12 protein-coding genes are annotated in these 17886 nt (G+C 41.5%); 8 read left to right on the top strand and 4 right to left on the bottom strand.

What is annotated here, in order from left to right; all coding sequences use genetic code 11:
- The first annotated feature begins 164 nt into the window (after positions 1-164).
- Positions 165-1451 (top strand): hypothetical protein, encoded by a 1287-nt coding sequence (locus BOD01S_RS04695; protein ID WP_052124890.1) that lies wholly within the window; start codon positions 165-167, stop codon positions 1449-1451.
- Between the two features lie 178 nt (positions 1452-1629).
- Here the strand turns inward: BOD01S_RS04695 and BOD01S_RS04690 are convergent, their stop codons facing one another.
- Together BOD01S_RS04690 and BOD01S_RS04685 are read right to left on the bottom strand one after the other, a co-directional pair.
- Positions 1630-3552: an S-layer homology domain-containing protein gene (locus tag BOD01S_RS04690; protein ID WP_036155587.1), complete on the bottom strand. Its 1923-nt coding sequence runs from the start codon at positions 3550-3552 to the stop codon at positions 1630-1632.
- Positions 3553-3760: 208 nt separating this feature from the next.
- Positions 3761-5659, bottom strand: coding sequence for an S-layer homology domain-containing protein (locus BOD01S_RS04685; protein ID WP_036155589.1), 1899 nt, complete (start codon positions 5657-5659; stop codon positions 3761-3763).
- A 501-nt stretch (positions 5660-6160) separates the two neighbouring features.
- Between BOD01S_RS04685 and BOD01S_RS04680 the strand changes: the two genes are divergently transcribed.
- From BOD01S_RS04680 to BOD01S_RS04660, 5 genes are all read left to right on the top strand, one after another.
- Positions 6161-8407, top strand: coding sequence for an S-layer homology domain-containing protein (locus BOD01S_RS04680; protein ID WP_036155591.1), 2247 nt, complete (start codon positions 6161-6163; stop codon positions 8405-8407).
- Positions 8408-8683: 276 nt separating this feature from the next.
- A complete protein-coding gene (locus BOD01S_RS04675) occupies positions 8684-9850 on the top strand; it encodes a polysaccharide pyruvyl transferase family protein (RefSeq protein WP_036155593.1) in 1167 nt (388 codons plus the stop codon).
- Positions 9825-10925: a glycosyltransferase gene (locus BOD01S_RS04670; protein ID WP_036155596.1), complete on the top strand. Its 1101-nt coding sequence runs from the start codon at positions 9825-9827 to the stop codon at positions 10923-10925. The genes BOD01S_RS04675 and BOD01S_RS04670 overlap by 26 nt, the downstream gene beginning before the upstream one ends.
- Positions 10922-12457, top strand: a complete 1536-nt coding sequence (gene murJ, locus BOD01S_RS04665; RefSeq protein WP_036155598.1) for a murein biosynthesis integral membrane protein MurJ — start codon at positions 10922-10924, stop codon at positions 12455-12457. Before BOD01S_RS04670 ends, murJ begins: the two co-directional genes overlap by 4 nt.
- Positions 12458-12694: 237 nt before the next feature.
- Positions 12695-13288, top strand: a complete 594-nt coding sequence (locus BOD01S_RS04660; protein ID WP_036155600.1) for a TetR/AcrR family transcriptional regulator — start codon at positions 12695-12697, stop codon at positions 13286-13288.
- 249 nt (positions 13289-13537) lie between these two features.
- Here the strand turns inward: BOD01S_RS04660 and BOD01S_RS04655 are convergent, their stop codons facing one another.
- Together BOD01S_RS04655 and brnQ are read right to left on the bottom strand one after the other, a co-directional pair.
- A complete protein-coding gene (locus tag BOD01S_RS04655) occupies positions 13538-14899 on the bottom strand; it encodes a S41 family peptidase (RefSeq protein WP_407655989.1) in 1362 nt (453 codons plus the stop codon).
- A gap of 153 nt (positions 14900-15052) precedes the next feature.
- Entirely contained in the window at positions 15053-16372 is a 1320-nt protein-coding gene (brnQ, locus tag BOD01S_RS04650) for a branched-chain amino acid transport system II carrier protein (RefSeq protein ID WP_036155604.1), read from the bottom strand.
- 262 nt (positions 16373-16634) lie between these two features.
- On the opposite strand from brnQ, the gene BOD01S_RS04645 reads away from it, so the two are divergent.
- Together BOD01S_RS04645 and BOD01S_RS23195 are read left to right on the top strand one after the other, a co-directional pair.
- Complete coding sequence (locus tag BOD01S_RS04645) at positions 16635-17603, top strand: C40 family peptidase (protein WP_036155606.1); 969 nt, start codon at positions 16635-16637, stop codon at positions 17601-17603.
- Between the two features lie 54 nt (positions 17604-17657).
- Complete coding sequence (locus BOD01S_RS23195; protein WP_169745620.1) at positions 17658-17822, top strand: hypothetical protein; 165 nt, start codon at positions 17658-17660, stop codon at positions 17820-17822.
- Positions 17823-17886 lie beyond the last annotated feature (64 nt).

The raw sequence follows: 17886 nt of genomic DNA, 5'->3' as shown, positions 1-17886 counted from the left end.
AAATAACGGTTTAACATGCGGCTATTCTGTAAGAAACACTTTACGGAATAGCCGTTTTTATTTTCCTATGTTTTTTTTGATAGGCTTCTTGGATTTTATGGTATAATGCAAAGAGCAAATTATAGAGAGGAAAGGTAGACATCTGAGGATGTTGATGTATTATTATGTTACTAAAATTTAAACAAATTACTAATAAAATAAATAAGATTGATACTTTCTCACCTTATTTCTTTTTACCGTTCATTTTAGCTTTATATTTCTTCTTGAGTTTATTCGACTTCAGCCGCTTCGAGTTATTTAATGTACGCGCGTCGATTTGGCCGGCTGTTTTCCTGGCGATCATTTGCTATTATATCGGCGTGTATATCGTGGATAAGCTAGGGTGGACATTCCCAACATTCGGGCTTTCAGCTTTAGGGAAATACGTGATGCATTTTGTCGTATTACTGACGCTGATTGGACTTGTAGCGTATGTAACGATGATTTTCCAAGGAAGTGTCGGGATTTCAGATGAATCAGTACGACGCGGGCTTGATCCAAAGCTGAACTTCCTAAGTCAGCTATTATGGTTTGGGGTATTACTACTGTTATCGTATCGCATGATTAAAGAAAGTAATATGACATGGAAGAAAGCAATTGTGTATGCCCTAGCGTTTGCCGTTGTAATGACTGCATTCCTGCTTATGGGTTACCGTACGCCACTTGTCATTATGCTATTTACAGGGCTTATCATTTTCCACTATTGTGTAAAACGCATCAAGCTGACATGGTTCATCACATTTATTGCGTTAGTTGGAATATTCTTTGCAATGTTTGGATTCGTCCGTGTATTAACAGAGGACCCAACGCAAAAATTCAACGACCGCAGCCAGCCAGACCGTGAGCATATGGCAGAAGAAGACGTAGAAAAGCTCATTACTGCGGAACGCCGTGTAAACCTGACACCAAAATGGGTACGCGCGATCAACCAAGAGATGGTAACAGGCCATATTGTACTAAGTAAAATTATTGAGTACACAGAAGAGGAAGGCTATACCGGTGGAGAAATGCATAAGGGCATCTTCACGACGATTCTGCCTGGTGAGCAAGTATCACCGCGTATGCTTGTAACAGATGTTGTGAACTCGTTAAGTACGGAGGAAGGGAAGTATATTACGCGTCCTGGCCGTACAACGACACCAACCTTCATTGGACAGCTGTTCCTTGACGGAGGCTATCTGTTAGTGTCGATCGGCTTCCTATTATACGGAGCAATTATCTCTTTAGTTTACAATAAAATTAAAAAAGCGGGCGTGAAGACGTTCCATTCAGTGGCCTATGCATTTGTTATTACATTATTCACTGTATCGATGCATACAGGCCTGCTCGATCTTATCTTTGTGTTGATGTTTGCCTTCGTTGTTCTGGCATCGTCCATTCAAAGTACGAAAAACAGCAACAAACTTACTTAATAAAAGCGATTGATAGAAGGAAGTTCTTCTATCAATCGCTTTTTATTGTTGGCAGCTTGCATATGCATAGGATGAAAGTTATGATTCGCTCAATAGGAGGCTAAATTCGCGCAATAGACTCTACTATTCGCGCAATCTCTCAAAAACCCCTCTCTTGTTAGCAAGAGGGGGGCAGCTGTTATTTTGATGTATTTTCCAATGACCGCATAATAAATGTAGCAAACTGCTGCCGTGTGACAGGGCTGTATGGGCTATAAAGGGTCGCCGTTATACCTGTTGTGATCCGGTAATGATAAAGGGTGGCAATGTGACGATACTGGCTATAAGAGCTCGCTGTGCCGATATCAGTAAACACCATGTCACTTGTTCCCTGTAGTGCAAAGCCTTTTACAAGTGCCTGCGCCATTTCGCCGCGGCGCATCGGTGCATCCTTTGCAGCCAGGCCGTTCTCTAGATTAAGCAGCCCCATTTTGTAAGCTGTCGCCATCACATCATAGCCATACATCCCCTTCTTTAAATCTGTAACAGAGCTTGGCAAGGAAGCAGAAGCAGACGGGCTGGTTCCTTTCGCGCGCAACAGCATCATCATCGCATTTAAGCGTGAGACATTGGCAGTAGGTTTAAAAGTTTGGTCCCTGTAGCCCGTAATGATCCCGATTTTCGCGGCATTAAGTATGTTCTGGTAGTGGCCATTGCCTGAACCAATATCTTTAAAACCGGTGAAGTTTGCAAATGTGCCTTTGTTGCCCTGCTTTGTTAGCGTATGTGTCTCCGCTCTTGTAACATAGCCGGTACGGTCATGGCGTGTTTCTTCAAACGATGCTTTTACCGTATATTTCCCATCCTTTATACTGCCGGGTAATAGAATTTCAAACTTCTCTGCATAGCTTGATATGTCGTTTGGAGAAGGAGAGAGACCAACTAAAACCTTTTCGTATTTGCCGAGCACTTTGTTGTCAGCTTCCAATACATGAATGCGCAGTTTACCGCGTACCGGTACATCGCCGATATTCGCTGCTGTTACTGTACCCCGGACTGCAAAAGACTTCTGCGGTGTCATATTTGCCGTGTAATTCGATGCCGTAAGCTTTACATTATAATTACGCGGCTTAAAGGAATCAGAGCCTTCAAGCAGCCATTCCATTGAAGCAGAAAGGACAGCTTCTGCATCCTCCTCACCTGACGTTTCCGTATAAGGCTTGCCCGAATCTTCCTGCCAGCCACCTTCATGCTTCCCGACACCTACATAGTCATACATCTTAAATGGTGCATGAACGATACGGCCAGCTCCGTATTCCAACGCAAATAAAGCACCGGATTGACCCTTTTTTATATTGGCAGGCTTATCTGTCCAGCTGTAATTGGACACAACAAGCAGCGGTTTAACAGTAGACTTCCATGGTTGAACAATTTCATACCACTCATTGGCCGACTCAGTTAGTCGGATGGAATTCCGTCCCAGCTTTTCAAACGCTTTTGTTAAAATCGGATGGGTAACACCCGGAGTATTCGTAATGACAGCATCCCGCAGCTGCACATCATCAATAAAACGAGATTGGAAAATTTCCGTTAAGTTATCCCATTCCCACACCCATGTTAACGTATCAAAAATAAGGGGGGTGACATCCAGCTCAGAAGGGCTTTTCGCGAGTTTCGCCAATTCATTACGGGCCGTCGCATATAAAATCTGTACATTGCCTCCGCCGTAGATATAGGCTTTTACATTCTCCCGCTGCTGCCGGTTCATCAAAACGGAATAAGGGAAAACAATCACATCGTATTTATCCAGTGACTCCAGGCTGTTCAGCTCATCATGGCTTATTTTTGCAACTGAAAAGCCTGCCTCCTGGTAGAAGTAATACATTTTTAATGCTTTGTCATTGATTGGACTATATTTTACTTTAGCTGCTACGTCGACAGGTTTTGTGGCGTAGGGAAGAGTCATGGCACTCGTTTTTCCAGGATGTGTAGAAAGTGAGTAGTCATTAATAACATCTGAGAAGAGAATGCCGATCTTCTGTCCTGAGCTTGCCTCCTTAGGCGAAGGTAGGATCATGACCCATAAGAGCAAGGCAAAGATAGGAATCCATAGTTTTTTCAAAATATACGCCTCCTTTAAGATAGATTACTTGTTTATCGTATTGGAATAGGAAAAGTTAAAGGCTTTTTTAATAGGTTAGGTTAAATAGGAAGAGAAATTTAAATAAAGTGCTATAAAATTCAGGACTAAAGAAGTGAATCGCGCAATACCCGTCCCAATTCGCGCAATCTACTAAAAACTCCCCTCTATAAAAGAGGGGAGTGGCAGTTTATTTCGTTGTTTGCAAAATATTTACGTATTGCTTGTTAACATACCCAACTGGCAGGCCTTTTTGTTCGCCGATAATTTCGTACCAGTCTGCTAGATGGTCACTTGTGATAATAATCGGTAGATTTTTCCGGTTATACGTATACAGCGGTGAGTTATTAACTGTTGTAGCAACTGTACGGATATTCAGGCCGACTGTTGTCGTTAGGCCGATTGTATAAGGGTTGTTTGCATCCTTGAAGCCAAGGTATTGATCAGCACGGTAGAAATGACCCGCTGCTTTTGCACCCCAATATGGATCTGAAGCATATTTTACATTAATGCCGATTGCTTTGGAGCCGAATACCGCACCGTGAGCAAATGATGCGTTGGCAGGAATGTAATTTTTCCAGATGAACTGGTTAATATATTCAAGAATATTTGCCTCAACAGAATCGAACTTTTTATTTAACGGATTTGTATCGTATACATATAGGCCGAATAAATTATTCAGCTTTTGCGCATGGTCACTCATACCGAAATCGCTTTCGTGGAAGGCAAGTGCCAGTACCATCAATGCATTGACATTATACTGTTCTTCCATTTTCTTAAGTGTCGAGCCGAGACCGACAAGCTTGCTGATTTTTGTCGCATTCGCATACTTTGAGCTTACTTTTTCCCGTTCAGCCAGCGCGTAGTTGATATAACGGTCCAGCTCTTCAGCGGTATAATGCGTTTTAGAGTAAATCGGCAAGAACTGATAATAGTTATAGTAAGTAAAAGATTCGCCATTTCCTGAGAAATAAATCCCGTCCCAGCTATAGTAGGCTGCACCGCTGTTCATTTGGGCAGGGGCCTTGCCGGATGTATAGCTGCCTGTCACTTTTCCTTCTGTATTCACTAAATAATGACGTAATTCGCCGCCCTCATTCTTATAGTAAGAACGCCCTTTTGAAGTAGCAAACGGAATCAATGTGACATCATCTACTGATACAGTACCAATTTGGCCCGCTAGATTTACGCGGACATTTTTGCCGTCACTGCCGGAATACTGCATTTCCGTAGCTGCTGCAACAGCAATTTTGTCGCCAGCTGTTTCTGATGGCAGGGCAATGTACTTGTTTGAAACCACGTAGCCAAGACCTGATTTCATATAAACGATTTTGTCGCCTTTTGTAATGACCTGTGTATTCTGATCTGTTAGTTGATTATAAAGGGCATCATAGGAAACTGATGTTTTTCCTGTAGAGACAAGTTCTTTATTTTGAATGGCTTTAATCTCATACACATCAAATTTCGTATCAGGGTCTCCTAAATATTCATTCAAGCGATAGATAAATGTTGCAGTTTGGGCACGGTTTGTATTCTGCGCAGGGTAGAAGTATGTGCCGTCTTTCATTGGTGTACCTTTAATGATATCCAAATGGGCGCCGACCGCAACAGCATGGCGGTACTCAGGCAAAATTTGCGATTGATCCTTGAAGGCCGTCGGGTTTGGTGTATCAACAGACACTTTCAAATAACTTAATGCACGCTCAATCATAACAGCCATATGAACACGGCTAATCGTGGCATTTGGGTTAAATGTCTTTCCGCCATAGCCTGTCACGATATCAGCAGCGGCTGCCTTTTGGATAGATGCATAATAAGGTGAGTTTTTCGGAACATCTTCAAAATCTTTCACAGACTCTGCATTTGGTAGATTTAATGTGACTGCTAAATAGTGTGCAAATTCTGCACGCGTTACCATATTATTAGGATAATAGTTTCCTTTACTATCAGGAGTTAAGGCTCCTTTTAATATTAAATAACGCAGACTTTTTTCATGGTAAGTACCGGTTACATCGTCTGCAGCGTGAGCCGAGAAAGTGAACGAAACCATGAGCAATAGGACAATGGGGAACAGTAACAGCTTTTTCATTCTCTATTTCCTCCTTCTTTCATAAGTTTATAGTACCAAAAACTATTTTCTAGTAAAAGAGGAAATAGGATATACATCTATATAGAATATTCTTGTACAGAGTCTATTTTCTATAAAAAAAGATTCATCGCCTTAATAGGTGGTTGATTTCCACGTTGGCTGGACGCTTTCCCGGGGATACGGCTCCAACTAAATAGTTTCCGGGGTGGACCCCGAGACTATTGGATTTTCCGCACATTCTCATCCTCAAGGAGCCGCCAGACGCCATTCCAATCACCTTCCTATAAGAATAGCTTGTTATCCCCACTTATAGTAAAGGGTTAAATACTACAGAAAATGGAATCACTTCCTGTCAAAGAAAAAGCTTGCTAGAGCAGCGGTCATCCTGCTATACGGGAGATATATTATATAGGTCAAAAGTCGACACATTCTGAGGAAACATAGAATTTTTTTACATAGTTTGTTATCCTAAAAAGGTATTAAAAAAGAAAGGAAAGAAAAATGAAGAAAACAAGTAGATTAATAACTTTCATGGTTGCACTTGTCATTGTCCTTGCACAGGCGGGCCCCGCTTTTGCATTTCAAACTATAAATGAGCAATATCCGCTCTCAAGCGGGGTCATGTATAACAACTATACATATAAAAGCAGCAATACCAATTCCATTAATCATTTATCGATTAATCTGAATGATGCTTATACGAATGTAACCTTAGGAATGCCAGATCCATTCGCATCGCGGATTCGTACAACAGCACTTGCTACGAAGAACTCTACAGAAGGTAATCGTGTTGTTGGTGCGGTAAACGCAGCTTTCTTTAATATGGGAGAAGGCTATCCGTTATTTTTAATTGCACAAAATAACCGGATCATTAATGGAGGAATCGTTTCGAACGGATCAAGTGAATATATGAACGTACCGACTGCCTTTGGTATGAAGGAGAACGGTGAAGCGGTTATTGATTACTTTGATTTTGATGTGAACCTGACGGCAAATGGTGAGACGCTTCAGTTAAATGGTATGAACCGTGAGCGTAACAATCAGGAAACAATCCTTTTCACACCGGAATTTTATAAACCCGGTACAAATTCAAACCAGTACGGCTATGAAATCGTGGTGGATGCCGGAACAAGCACGCGTAATATCCACTTTGGCGATACAATTTCCGGGAAGGTCGTGCAGGTACTGCCATATGGGCAAAGCGTGAGCAAAATTCCGGAAAACGGTTTTGTCATCTCAGTACAAGGGGCATCTCCGTTGAATGCAAAATTGCAAAAATTGACTCCTGGTACAGATGTGTCGGTAAATTTCTCGATTGATTCACAATGGAACAATGCACAGTTTATCGTGGCATCAGGCCCAATGCTTGTCCGTAACGGGCAGCCTTATATTATGATGAGTACATCAAGCCCCCGTGCAAAGGAAGTAACAGCACGGACAGTTGTCGGTATTAGTAAAGACAAGAAAACCGTCCATTTTGTCACAGTAGACGGTAAACAGTCGAAAAGCCCAGGGATGAATATGTCGCAGCTTGCCGATTATTTAATCCGCCTTGGTGTCGACACAGCGATCAATCTGGATGGCGGCGGTTCGACAACGATGGGTATCCGTAAATACGGCAGCAATAATGTTGTCTTGGCAAATGTTCCAGCAGCCGGCTCGGAGCGTGCAGTAAATGCTATTTTACAGGCAGTAAGTACAGCACCTACAAGTGAGGCAGCAACAATCAAATATACACGAAATAATGTAGGAACAATGCTGGTCGGTACGACGTCTACTATTAATGTGCAGTATGTACTCGATCAGTATTATAATCCGCTGCCGATTGCAAACGGTACGATGAGCTTCAGCTCGCAAAATGGTACATTGCAGGTGAGCGGCTATAGCTTTACAACGACAAAAGCCGGTGATGATCGTCTTTACATGGCGCATAACGGCAAAGTCATCCAGTCCTTCCCGGTGAAGGTAGTCGATGGTCCATCTACACTGACAATCAGCGGCACAAAAACACTTGGAGTGAAGCAGTCCGCTGCTTACAGCATTTCAGCATTAGATGATGCAGGTAAGCCGATTATCTATAACGCAGATCAGGTGAAATGGTCTGTAGAAGGCGGTATTGGTTCTATTTCCAGCAGCGGCCAGTTTACAGCAACAAAAGAAGGACAAGGAAGCATCGTTGCGAAACTTGGATCGAAAACGGCAAGCTTCCCTGTAACGGTAAAAGGGGCAGCATTGTTCACAGACATCCCGGCAGATTACATCTATGCCAAGGAAGTAAAATTCCTGGTAGATAAAAAATATGTAACAGGCTATGGGGATGGGACATTCAAGCCGAACCAGACACTATCACGTGCCCATGCAGCAGTTATTATCAGCCGCGTGCTTGGCCTTGATACAACGAAGGTGAAGGATCCGGGCTTCAAAGACGTAACACCAAGCCACCAATACTATAAAGAAATTGCTGCTGTGCAAAACGCAGGAATTATCAGCGGAGTAAACGGTGCATACAACCCGAACAGCTATTTAACACGTGCACAAATGGCAAAAATCGTTGCTAACGCATTTAAATTAAAAGGCGTATCGAACATCCAATTTACCGATGTACCAAAAACAAGCTGGGAATATGAGTTTGTTCAGGCACTAGCAGCAAATAATATTACGACGGGGTATGGAAATAATCTCTTCAAACCTTATGAATCCATTACACGCATGCATTTCGGTCTGTTCTTATACCGTGTGCTAAACTAACAGGGAAAAAAGCAGCCTGCCTGCAGAAATAAAGATATAAATAGGAATCTCATTCTGAACGAATGGGGTTCCTATTTTAAAAAGAAGAAAGTAGTCATGTGCAGCATGAAGAAACGATCCAGTGTGATGGCGGTTTATCATCTCTATATCTATAAAACGCGCTGCTGACTCTTTTAGCGCATGCCACAGTGAGAGGGCAAATGCGCTTTTTCTTATTTCTATTCAGCTTCTATGCTATAATCTCTGTATTAAAAAATATTTAAAGGATGTAGTTTCATGAAAATCGGAATCGTAGGAAATTACGGAAATGATAATAACGGTGATGAATCGATATTATATGGCCTGATCGAACAGGTAAAACAAACATTTTCCGTAAATAGCGCGGATATTACGGTATTTAGTAATAATACGCAGCAGACATCCGAGCAGTACGGTGTCCAAAGCTACCCGCTGTATTATCGAAACAGCAATTTGTATAAAACCTTTTATAAAACGTATCAGACGAATAAAAAGTATGTAACCAAGTTCGACCTGCTCATTATCGGCGGAGGCGGACTCTTGATGGATTTTTACCGGCGTGAGGCACATCTGTATAGTACATATGCGTTAATGGCGAAGCACTGCAATATTCCTTACATTATTTACGGATGCGGGGCGGGGCCTCTTGATACGATAACAGGAAAGCTTATGATTCGTATGATGTGTCGTTTTGCCGAAAATGTTTCAGTTCGCGACCCGCAGTCTAAACAATTACTAGAGCGCCTCGGTGTAAGAAAGCCAATTCAGGTCATTGGAGATCCGGCGTTTACATTGCACCGCCCGAAGCAGGCACATGCAGAAGCACCGAAGAAAATCGGTATTTCAGCGGTTCCGATGTACAATGCGAACTACTGGCCATCAGGAGATTTAGAAAAATATGACTCGTATGTTACAAGTATGGCAGCAAATCTTGACCGCCTAGTAGAAAACAAAAATATAGAAATTACTTTTTTTGCTACGAAATATCCGCAGGATGTCACAGTAACAAAGGATATCCAGAAAAAAATGCAGTATGCAAAAAAGACAACCATCATCGACCAAAACTTAAAGCCAAACGCATTGATTGATATTACATCAAAACAAGACCTGATTATCGGTACCCGCCTGCATTCCCTTATTTTGGCCACAGACTCAGCAACACCGATTATAGCGATTTCATATCATCAGAAGGTAACCGATTTTATGAAACTAATCGGTCAGGAAAAGCGTTGTTGTTCGATAGAGGAAATTACGAATGAATCTGATATTTTATTGAAAATCTATAACACGATGGAAGCGGACTGGCCTGCTGTCGTGGAAAAAACAAAAATAACTTCAAAACAACTTCATGATGAAGCAATGCGAGGTAAACAATTGATGATAAAGGCAGTGAAGGCAAATGAAAAAGCTATTAATGATCAGTAATATGTACCCTTCCAACGAGCATTTATCATTCGGAATTTTCGTCAAAAATCAGGTAGAGGCTTTAAGAAAACAAGGCGTTGATGTGCTTGTTGCAGCGAATGATAATCCTGCGACCGGTAAAAAAAATACAATTATCAAATATGGCAAATGGGCGATGAAGACGATTTCAACGGCAATCCGCCACCGCAGATCTATCTCCATCACCCATGCACACTACGTATTCCCATCTGGTGTATTTTCACTTTTGTTGAAAAAGCTATTTAAGATCCCGTATATCGTAACGGCCCATGGCGGTGACATCGAACGGATGGCGAAGAAAAGCGCCCGAATCCGCAACTGGACGGAGCTTATTCTGCAGGAAAGCGACCATGTGATTGCAGTAGGACCGGTCCTTGCGGAGCAAATAGAAACAGAATTTCATATTCCTAAAGAAAAAATTACGATTTGCAGTATGGGTGTCAATCGTCACGTGTTCCGTCCAGGAGATAAGAAAGAAGCCCGTAATGCACTCGGACTTGAGCAGGACGCCTTTACGTACCTGTTTGTCGGGAATGTTATTAAACAGAAGGGAATTGAAGAGCTGTTAATGGCTTTTGAAAAGGTACAGACTGAGACGGACCGCAATGTAAAGCTCATCATTATCGGTTCTCGCCGTGATACGAAATTCATTGACAGTATTCAGCCGTTTGTAGATGGGGATGTACGATTTGTAGATCCGCAGCCGCAGCCGCAGCTTGTCAAATGGTTCCAGGCGAGCGATGTATTTGTACTACCTTCCCATTTAGAAGGATTTGGCCTTGTCGCATTAGAGGCGGTTGCTTGTGGTACTCCTGTCATTGCTTCTCGTGTAGGCGGTCTTGTATCATTGCTGGGTGATGGAGCAGGGCATCTTGTAGAGCCTGAAAATGCACCGGAATTAGCAATAGAAATGCTGAGTGCGCTCCATACACCGAAAGAACAATATAGCAATAAAGAGTCAGCAAATGCCATTTTACATGTGCATGATGAACAGGAAATTACAAAACGTGTGCTGGCCCTCTATGAATCTGCAATTAAAGGTGGCGCAGCGCGATGAATAAATTTTTGAAAATTATTGGGGCAGTTGCGATCATTAATATTGTGGCCCGTGTGTTCGGATTCTTCAGAGAGGCGGTTATCGGGTATCAATATGGATCTAGTCATATAGCGGACGGAATTTTTACAGCCTATACACTGCCGAATTTTCTGTATTTAGTAGTGGGCGGGGCTTTTACAACAGCCTTAATATCGATTTATAACAAGAAAGAAACCAATCAGTCGTTGTTTGTAAAGCAGTCCTTTACGATTGTTACCATTACAGGTATTGTCATGACAGCGATTGGACTGGCATTGACGACGCCAATATTAAACATGCTTTATGAAAACGCCACTGATATCTCGGCTCGAGATTTTGAGACGACTAAGCATCTTTTCTATTGGATGATGCCATCGTCCGTCTTGCTCATGCTGGCTTCTTGGTACAGCGGTCTATTGAATATACACTCGAAGTTTCACTTATCGAGCTTTGCGATATTGATTTACAATATTTTCTTCCTGATTATCGCTGTTGGATTGTCTTATGTCATTGGGCCCGTTTCCTACGGGGTCAGTGCCTTCTTCAGTGCGGTGCTCATGCTGTACTTCCTCGTACGCGGCTATCGTAAACTAGAAGGGCCAAAAGTAGGCTTATCATTTGCTCGTACGCAATCGACGCGTGATTTATGGATTATGGTATTCCCGATTATGATCGGTGGCGGTACGATCCAGATTTATGCGATGCTGCAGCGCTTCTTTGTATTGGTGCTTGGCCTTGGGGATAGCGCCATTTCGGCTGTTAACTATGCATCTAGGCTTACGCAGTTCCCGCAGTCGATTTTGATTACAGCGGTCACAACGGTTATCTACCCGATTTTAAGCCGCAAGGAAGCAGAAGATGATCACGAATCGATTAAGGGTCTGTACGGTAAGGGACTCCATTATTTGCTGTTACTCCTTGGCCCGGTAACGATTTTCTCTTATTTCTATGCAGAAAATCTCGTCCAAGTAATTTTAGAATATAAGAATTTTACAGCTGAGGATACGGCCATTACAACGCCAGTAGTCGCTATTTTTGTACTATCGATGTTATTTTTAGCAGCCAACACGTACATTACGCGCTTCTATTATGCAAAGGGAGATTCAATGACACCGGTCGTACTCAGCCTGCTAAACGTATTTGTTGTCAATATTGCAGTCATGTATATGATGGCAGATAGTACAGGCGTAAGCTCCATCGCATGGGGAACGTTGATCAGCTCTATTACAAATACAATCATGCTGGTTGTGTATGCAGCAATTAAATATGACTTAAAGCTTGGGGCGGGATTAAATAAACGTGAGCTTTTAAAGCCGATTATTCCGTTTATCGTTTTGACATTCATTATGTATATTTCCAGCAAATATTTCATTTTTGATTACAAGTGGATTACCTTCATCGTAGGGGTAACAGTCTTTGGAGTGAGCACGGTCATTTTATATGTGATGTTCCAAATCAAAGAAATTGAACAGTTCTATAAAAAATTAAAATCAAAATTAGTAAAATCGAATTAGGTGAAAGGAAAGGTATCTACAAACATACTATATGTTTGTAGGTATCTTTTTGTTTATTAAATCCTGCAACGAGCCTACTTTTGGATAATTTAAATGGACTATAATCTGTCATATTAATCGTTTGAATTATGACTAAAGCCTTTATTTTGAAAAAAAATTAATATATAATGAATGTACAATATTTGGTAACGTGTGAAGTACCAAACATCTATTAAAGAGAGATAAAGGTGGAGAAGTATGGCAAGAGGACGACGAGTGAATTCAAGTGGAGAAAGAAGCAAACAACTGTTATTGGAGAAAGCAATTGAGCTCTTTTCGGCTCACGGCTATCATCAAACAAAGATTAGTGATATTGTGAAGGCAGCTAATTTAACTCAACCTACGTTTTATTTGTATTTCCACAGTAAAGAATCCCTGTTCAACGACTTAAATTCCGAGTTTCAAAAGAGTTTTTATGATATTTTCAACGGTGGCTTAGCACAGCTGGAAGGCAATGAAAACGTTCGTAAAAAAATGTTTGCGATGTTAAAGGATATTTTATCTTACTTTGTACAAAATCCGAATCTGACGAAAATCGGCTTCTTTGAATCGGCAGAAGCGGAAGAGATGAAGAGAGAGCTTGCAGATCGCCTGGTGGAGATAATGACTGTCCATAATATCCAAGGTTCTATGCTGGAGCATGTAGATACTCGTATATTCGTAGAAAGTCTGTTAGGCTCGTTGGAACGTTTAACATTAACTAAACTATTAACAGAAAAGCGTACGCCTGAAATGTTGGCTGAGGATATTATTAATATCTATTTCGCTGAACAGGAAGAGCTTGTCCGTTAACATGCCAATGTATTTGCGCTTTAATTTCTGAATATTTAAAGCATTTGACAAAGCCGGTGCCGAGGGGGTGCCGGCTTTTTTTTATTGCTGATGAAATTCCAATCCATCTGCAAAGCTGCCTGTTTAAAAGAAACGTATAGGCTAAAAGGATAGAATGGCACAATAGAGGCCCGTATTCGTGCAATCGTCTATCAAACTCATATAAAAACCTCCCTCACTATATAGCGAGGGAGGAGCCGATTATAAAGGCTATTTTACTGTGATGTAAAGATATGAGCCCTTTTTCATTGTACTGTTGAGGCCCTTTATATTTGGGTGGACGACCAGCATATAGTGGCCGCCTGAAGTTAATGCTACCTTTGGCTTTATAAGTACCTTTGAGCCTTCTACCTTCACCTCAGCATCTATGCGCCCATCACCGAGTTTTACAAGATCAATCGTATCAGCAGGTACTGTTGTAAGATCATGGTTGAAGTTTACGGTAAATGTTTTAGTCGCTGGTACGTTCTTTAGCGCTGCAAGCTCCCGATAGGCGGGAAGATTGGCTGCAACGGCATCATAATGGGCGCGGTATATGCCGTTATCGGAAGTTTCAATATGCGGCTTTACACCAACATGGTTTATAACGGTAGTAGTAGGACCGGCAAACTGCGCCATTGTCAGCTTTAAATAGCTGCCATCCGATAATTCATAAAAGGATTGCATCGTTCCTTTGCCGTATGATCTTTCGCCGTACAGAATCGCTGCTTTTTGGTCCACCAGGGCAGCTGCTGTCATTTCTGAAGCGCTCGCGCTGTACCGGTTGATCAGGACTCGTGTATCCTTTGGAAATTGAATCGATTGGCGTTTGGCACGTATCAAATAGCTGCCTGAAGCATCCTCATACGTATAGGCATCTTTTGCATTCGGGAACAGACCGATTACTTCTTCAGCTGCAGTTACATAGCCGCCGCCGTTATCCTGAAGGTCTAGTATAAAGCTTGTGGCCCCGTTTGCTGTCAGATCTCGGATTGCCTTTTTGACAAGCCCTGCTGCGTCAGAAGAAAAGGAGGAAAGGGCAATATACCCAACATTTCCGTAAAGCAGCTTTGAAGTACCATTAGGCAAAGAAAAAGGCTTACGGACAATCGTTTTTGTAATGGACTGCCCGTTTGATGTTAAAACGGTTAAGGTCACACTCGTATTTTCCTCTCCTAATATAAGAGAAGAAGCTTGTGATGTCGTCAAATTGGCAGCCTCTTTACCGTCAATATGCGTGATAATATCACCAATAGCTATTCCCGCCTGTTCAGCGGTTCCCCCTTTTATAACATCAGAAATATAAATGCCTTTGCTGTGCTCCTCAATCACGATCCCGATTCCTACAGACGTCATTTCAATAGAATTGATAAATGCCTCAAACTCCTCAGCTGTAAAGTAAGCTGAATAAGGATCCAGCATATCGATGATTTGTTCCGCAGAGGAAGCCTTCTGTAAATCTCCCTTTATTTCCCCTACATAGAGCGATTCTACATAGTCTTTTATTTCATTTAATGGGGCAGCACTAGCTGACACTGGCAGTAATAAAAGAATGAATATACAGGCCAGCCATTGGATTTTCTTCAAAAACATCACACCTTTATGCGTAGTATCTTTATTATATAACGATTGTAAGAAGTTGGCTATTTTCCATATATACTTTTTCTCTAAAAGTTATAGATAAGTAATATGGAAGGAAAGGGATAAAAAAAGCCCGATGGGAGAGCGGCTCCCATCGGATACTTGTTACTTTTTGCTTACTAAGCTAATGATGATACCGATTACACATGCGATAACTGAAGGGATCAGCCAGCCGAGACTTTGCTCCTGCAACGGCAGCAGATTTAGTAGGTTATCATACGCAGCAATTTTAATACCTGCTGTTTTTAGCCCGTCGTTTAGCCCGACAACAGTCGCGACAAACAATGGAAGTGCATAAATAATTCTTGCGTGATTGAAGCGCCCGGCAAATAATGACACGATCATCAATACAATGGCGATTGGGTAAATCATCATTAACACTGGAAGCGAAATAGAAATCAATTTTGCCAATCCTACATTGGAAATGGCAAAGCTAAACACCGTAAAAATAATCAGATATGCCTTGTAGGACAATTTAGGGAAGAGACGATTAAAGAATGTGGCATTTGCTGAAAGTAACCCGACAGATGTTGTTAAACATGCCAGAATAATAGTAGCAGATAACACGATATTCCCGAAACTGCCGTACAGCACTTTTGCTGCTGCAGCAATAATTTGCCCGCCGTCTTCATAATAACCAGTTGCATGAACGCTTGTAGCACCGATGTAGCACAAGGAAATGTAAACAAATGATAAGCCGAGTGCTGCTACAATTCCTGCGAATATGGAAACTTTCACTTGCTTTGATACATCTTTTACACCACGGGCCTGCAGAGCCTGTACAATGACAATTCCGAATACTAATGCGGCAAGTACATCCATTGTTAAATAGCCCTGAATGAAGCTTTCAGAAAAAGCATGGCTGCTATAGTTGCCCTGTGACGCACCAAATTCACCCATAGGTGTCACGAAGGCTTTCACAGCTAAAATTAAAATAACGATTAATAAAGCAGGTGTCAGAAGTTTACCGATCCGGTCAACCAGCTTTGTTGGGTTGAACGCCAAGTACAGCGTCACACTGAAGAAAATCAATGTTGTAATAAATAAAGGCACCCAACTTTCCAACTGACTTTCTGTTAAGAAAGGTGTAATTCCGATATTATAGGATACTGCTCCTGTACGTGGAATCGCAAAGAATGGTCCAATCGATAAATACACGATCGAAGTAAAGATAACCCCGAAGATAGGATGCACCTGATTAGACAATATTTGCAAATCTCCGCCATTTTTCGCTACGGCGACAATTGCTAATAATGGTAACCCTACGCCTGTAATAAGGAACCCGATAATAGAAATAAAGAATTGTTCTCCTGCCTGCTGGCCGAGTAAGGGTGGAAAAATAATATTTCCCGCCCCCAAAAATAGGGCAAATAGCATAAAACCTACTGCAATATTCTCTTTGAAAAATCCTTTGTTACTAGACATATTTTTTAAAACTCCTTTTAATTTGAGAAAAGCGTAAACTTTCAAAAAACTTTAATGTTTCACACAAGAACTGATTCTATCATAAAAAAATGAGGTTGCCTATATTTTTCTTATAACTATTTTAGCAATTTTTTAAAAAAAGAAGTTGGTAAAAAAATGTAGTACAAAAGGCCTTTTTAATACTAGGTTATAAGTCTATTGATTAAGGCAGGGAAATTTCAGTAAAATGGTAGAATAATAGTAGAGAAGGCGGGCGGATTTTATGAGAAAATGGCAAATTATATTAGCCTCTGTCGTAATGACAAGCATGTTGGCGGCTCCGATAGCACACGCATCAACCTATACGGTGCAAAAAGGGGACACACTGTCTAAAATTGCCTTAGCGAACGGGACAACTGTTGCCTCATTAAAGCAATGGAACAACTTGCAGCAGGATACTATTTTTGTAAGCCAAAAGCTGATCGTCACAAAAGAGCAGTCGACAGGCGGGCAGACAAGTAAGCTGCCAATTGTAGCTACTACAGTTCCGGCCATCAAGCCAAGTGCTGTGTCATCAAAGATCTATACATATATCGTGGAAAAAGGCGATAATTTAACAAAAGTTGCTTCCAAAAACAATACGACTATTGCCAAGTTAAAGGAATGGAATGGATTGTCTTCCGATGTCATCTATGTCAACCAGACATTGATCATTAAAAAGGAAGAATTAACTTCTGCTGGGACGGTTGTCACATTGCCTAGTACTAATCCACCAGCAGATTCACAGCAGCCGGCTATGTCCAATGCAGATAAGGAAATAGCAGCCCAATTGGCGGCAGAGAAGAAAATTACCGTGCAGCCTAGCGCCGCCTCTCAGGAGAAGTATAAAAAGGCAATTGAAACAGCCTACTCTTTAATTGGCACTCCCTATATATATGGAGGAAATACGACATCGGGATTCGACTGTAGTGGATTTGTGAAATATGTTTATACAAATGCAATGGTAAATGTCAGCCGCAAAAGCAGTCTGGATTATTTTATGAATGATACGACAGTGGTGGCAAACCCTGTACCGGGAGACGTCGTTTTCTTTAAAAATACCTATATTCCAACCATTTCACATATGGGTATTTATATAGGAAATAACCAGTTTATCCACGCGGGCTCAAATGGCGTAGAAGTATCCAGTCTTTCCTATAGCTACTGGGATACAAGATTTGTAGCCTTTAAAAGATTTAATCAAATACAGTAAAAAAGAAACAGCCGGACAGAAAATGTAACTTTCTGTCTGGCTCTATTTTTGTCAGTGGAAGGGCGAGAGGCATACCGTCTACACATCGCAACAGTAAATGGCCCAGCACAGGCCTCTTTTCAGCAGCAAAAGAGCCTTGCCGCGTTAAAATACAATCTAGCACTGTTTCATTACAAATATTACAAAGTTGTTGTGAATAGATACGGAAATGTAAAATAATATGTAGTACTATTTTTGAATAGCTGGTTGAAGCTTTGATATATAAGCGTTTTTACTTTATGTA

The organism is Lysinibacillus odysseyi 34hs-1 = NBRC 100172, assembly GCF_001591965.1.
GTDB classification, from domain to species: Bacteria; Bacillota; Bacilli; order Bacillales_A; family Planococcaceae; genus Lysinibacillus_B; species Lysinibacillus_B odysseyi.
Note: the sequence above shows the minus strand (reverse complement) of the source record. Positions and strands in the feature narration are given on the sequence as shown.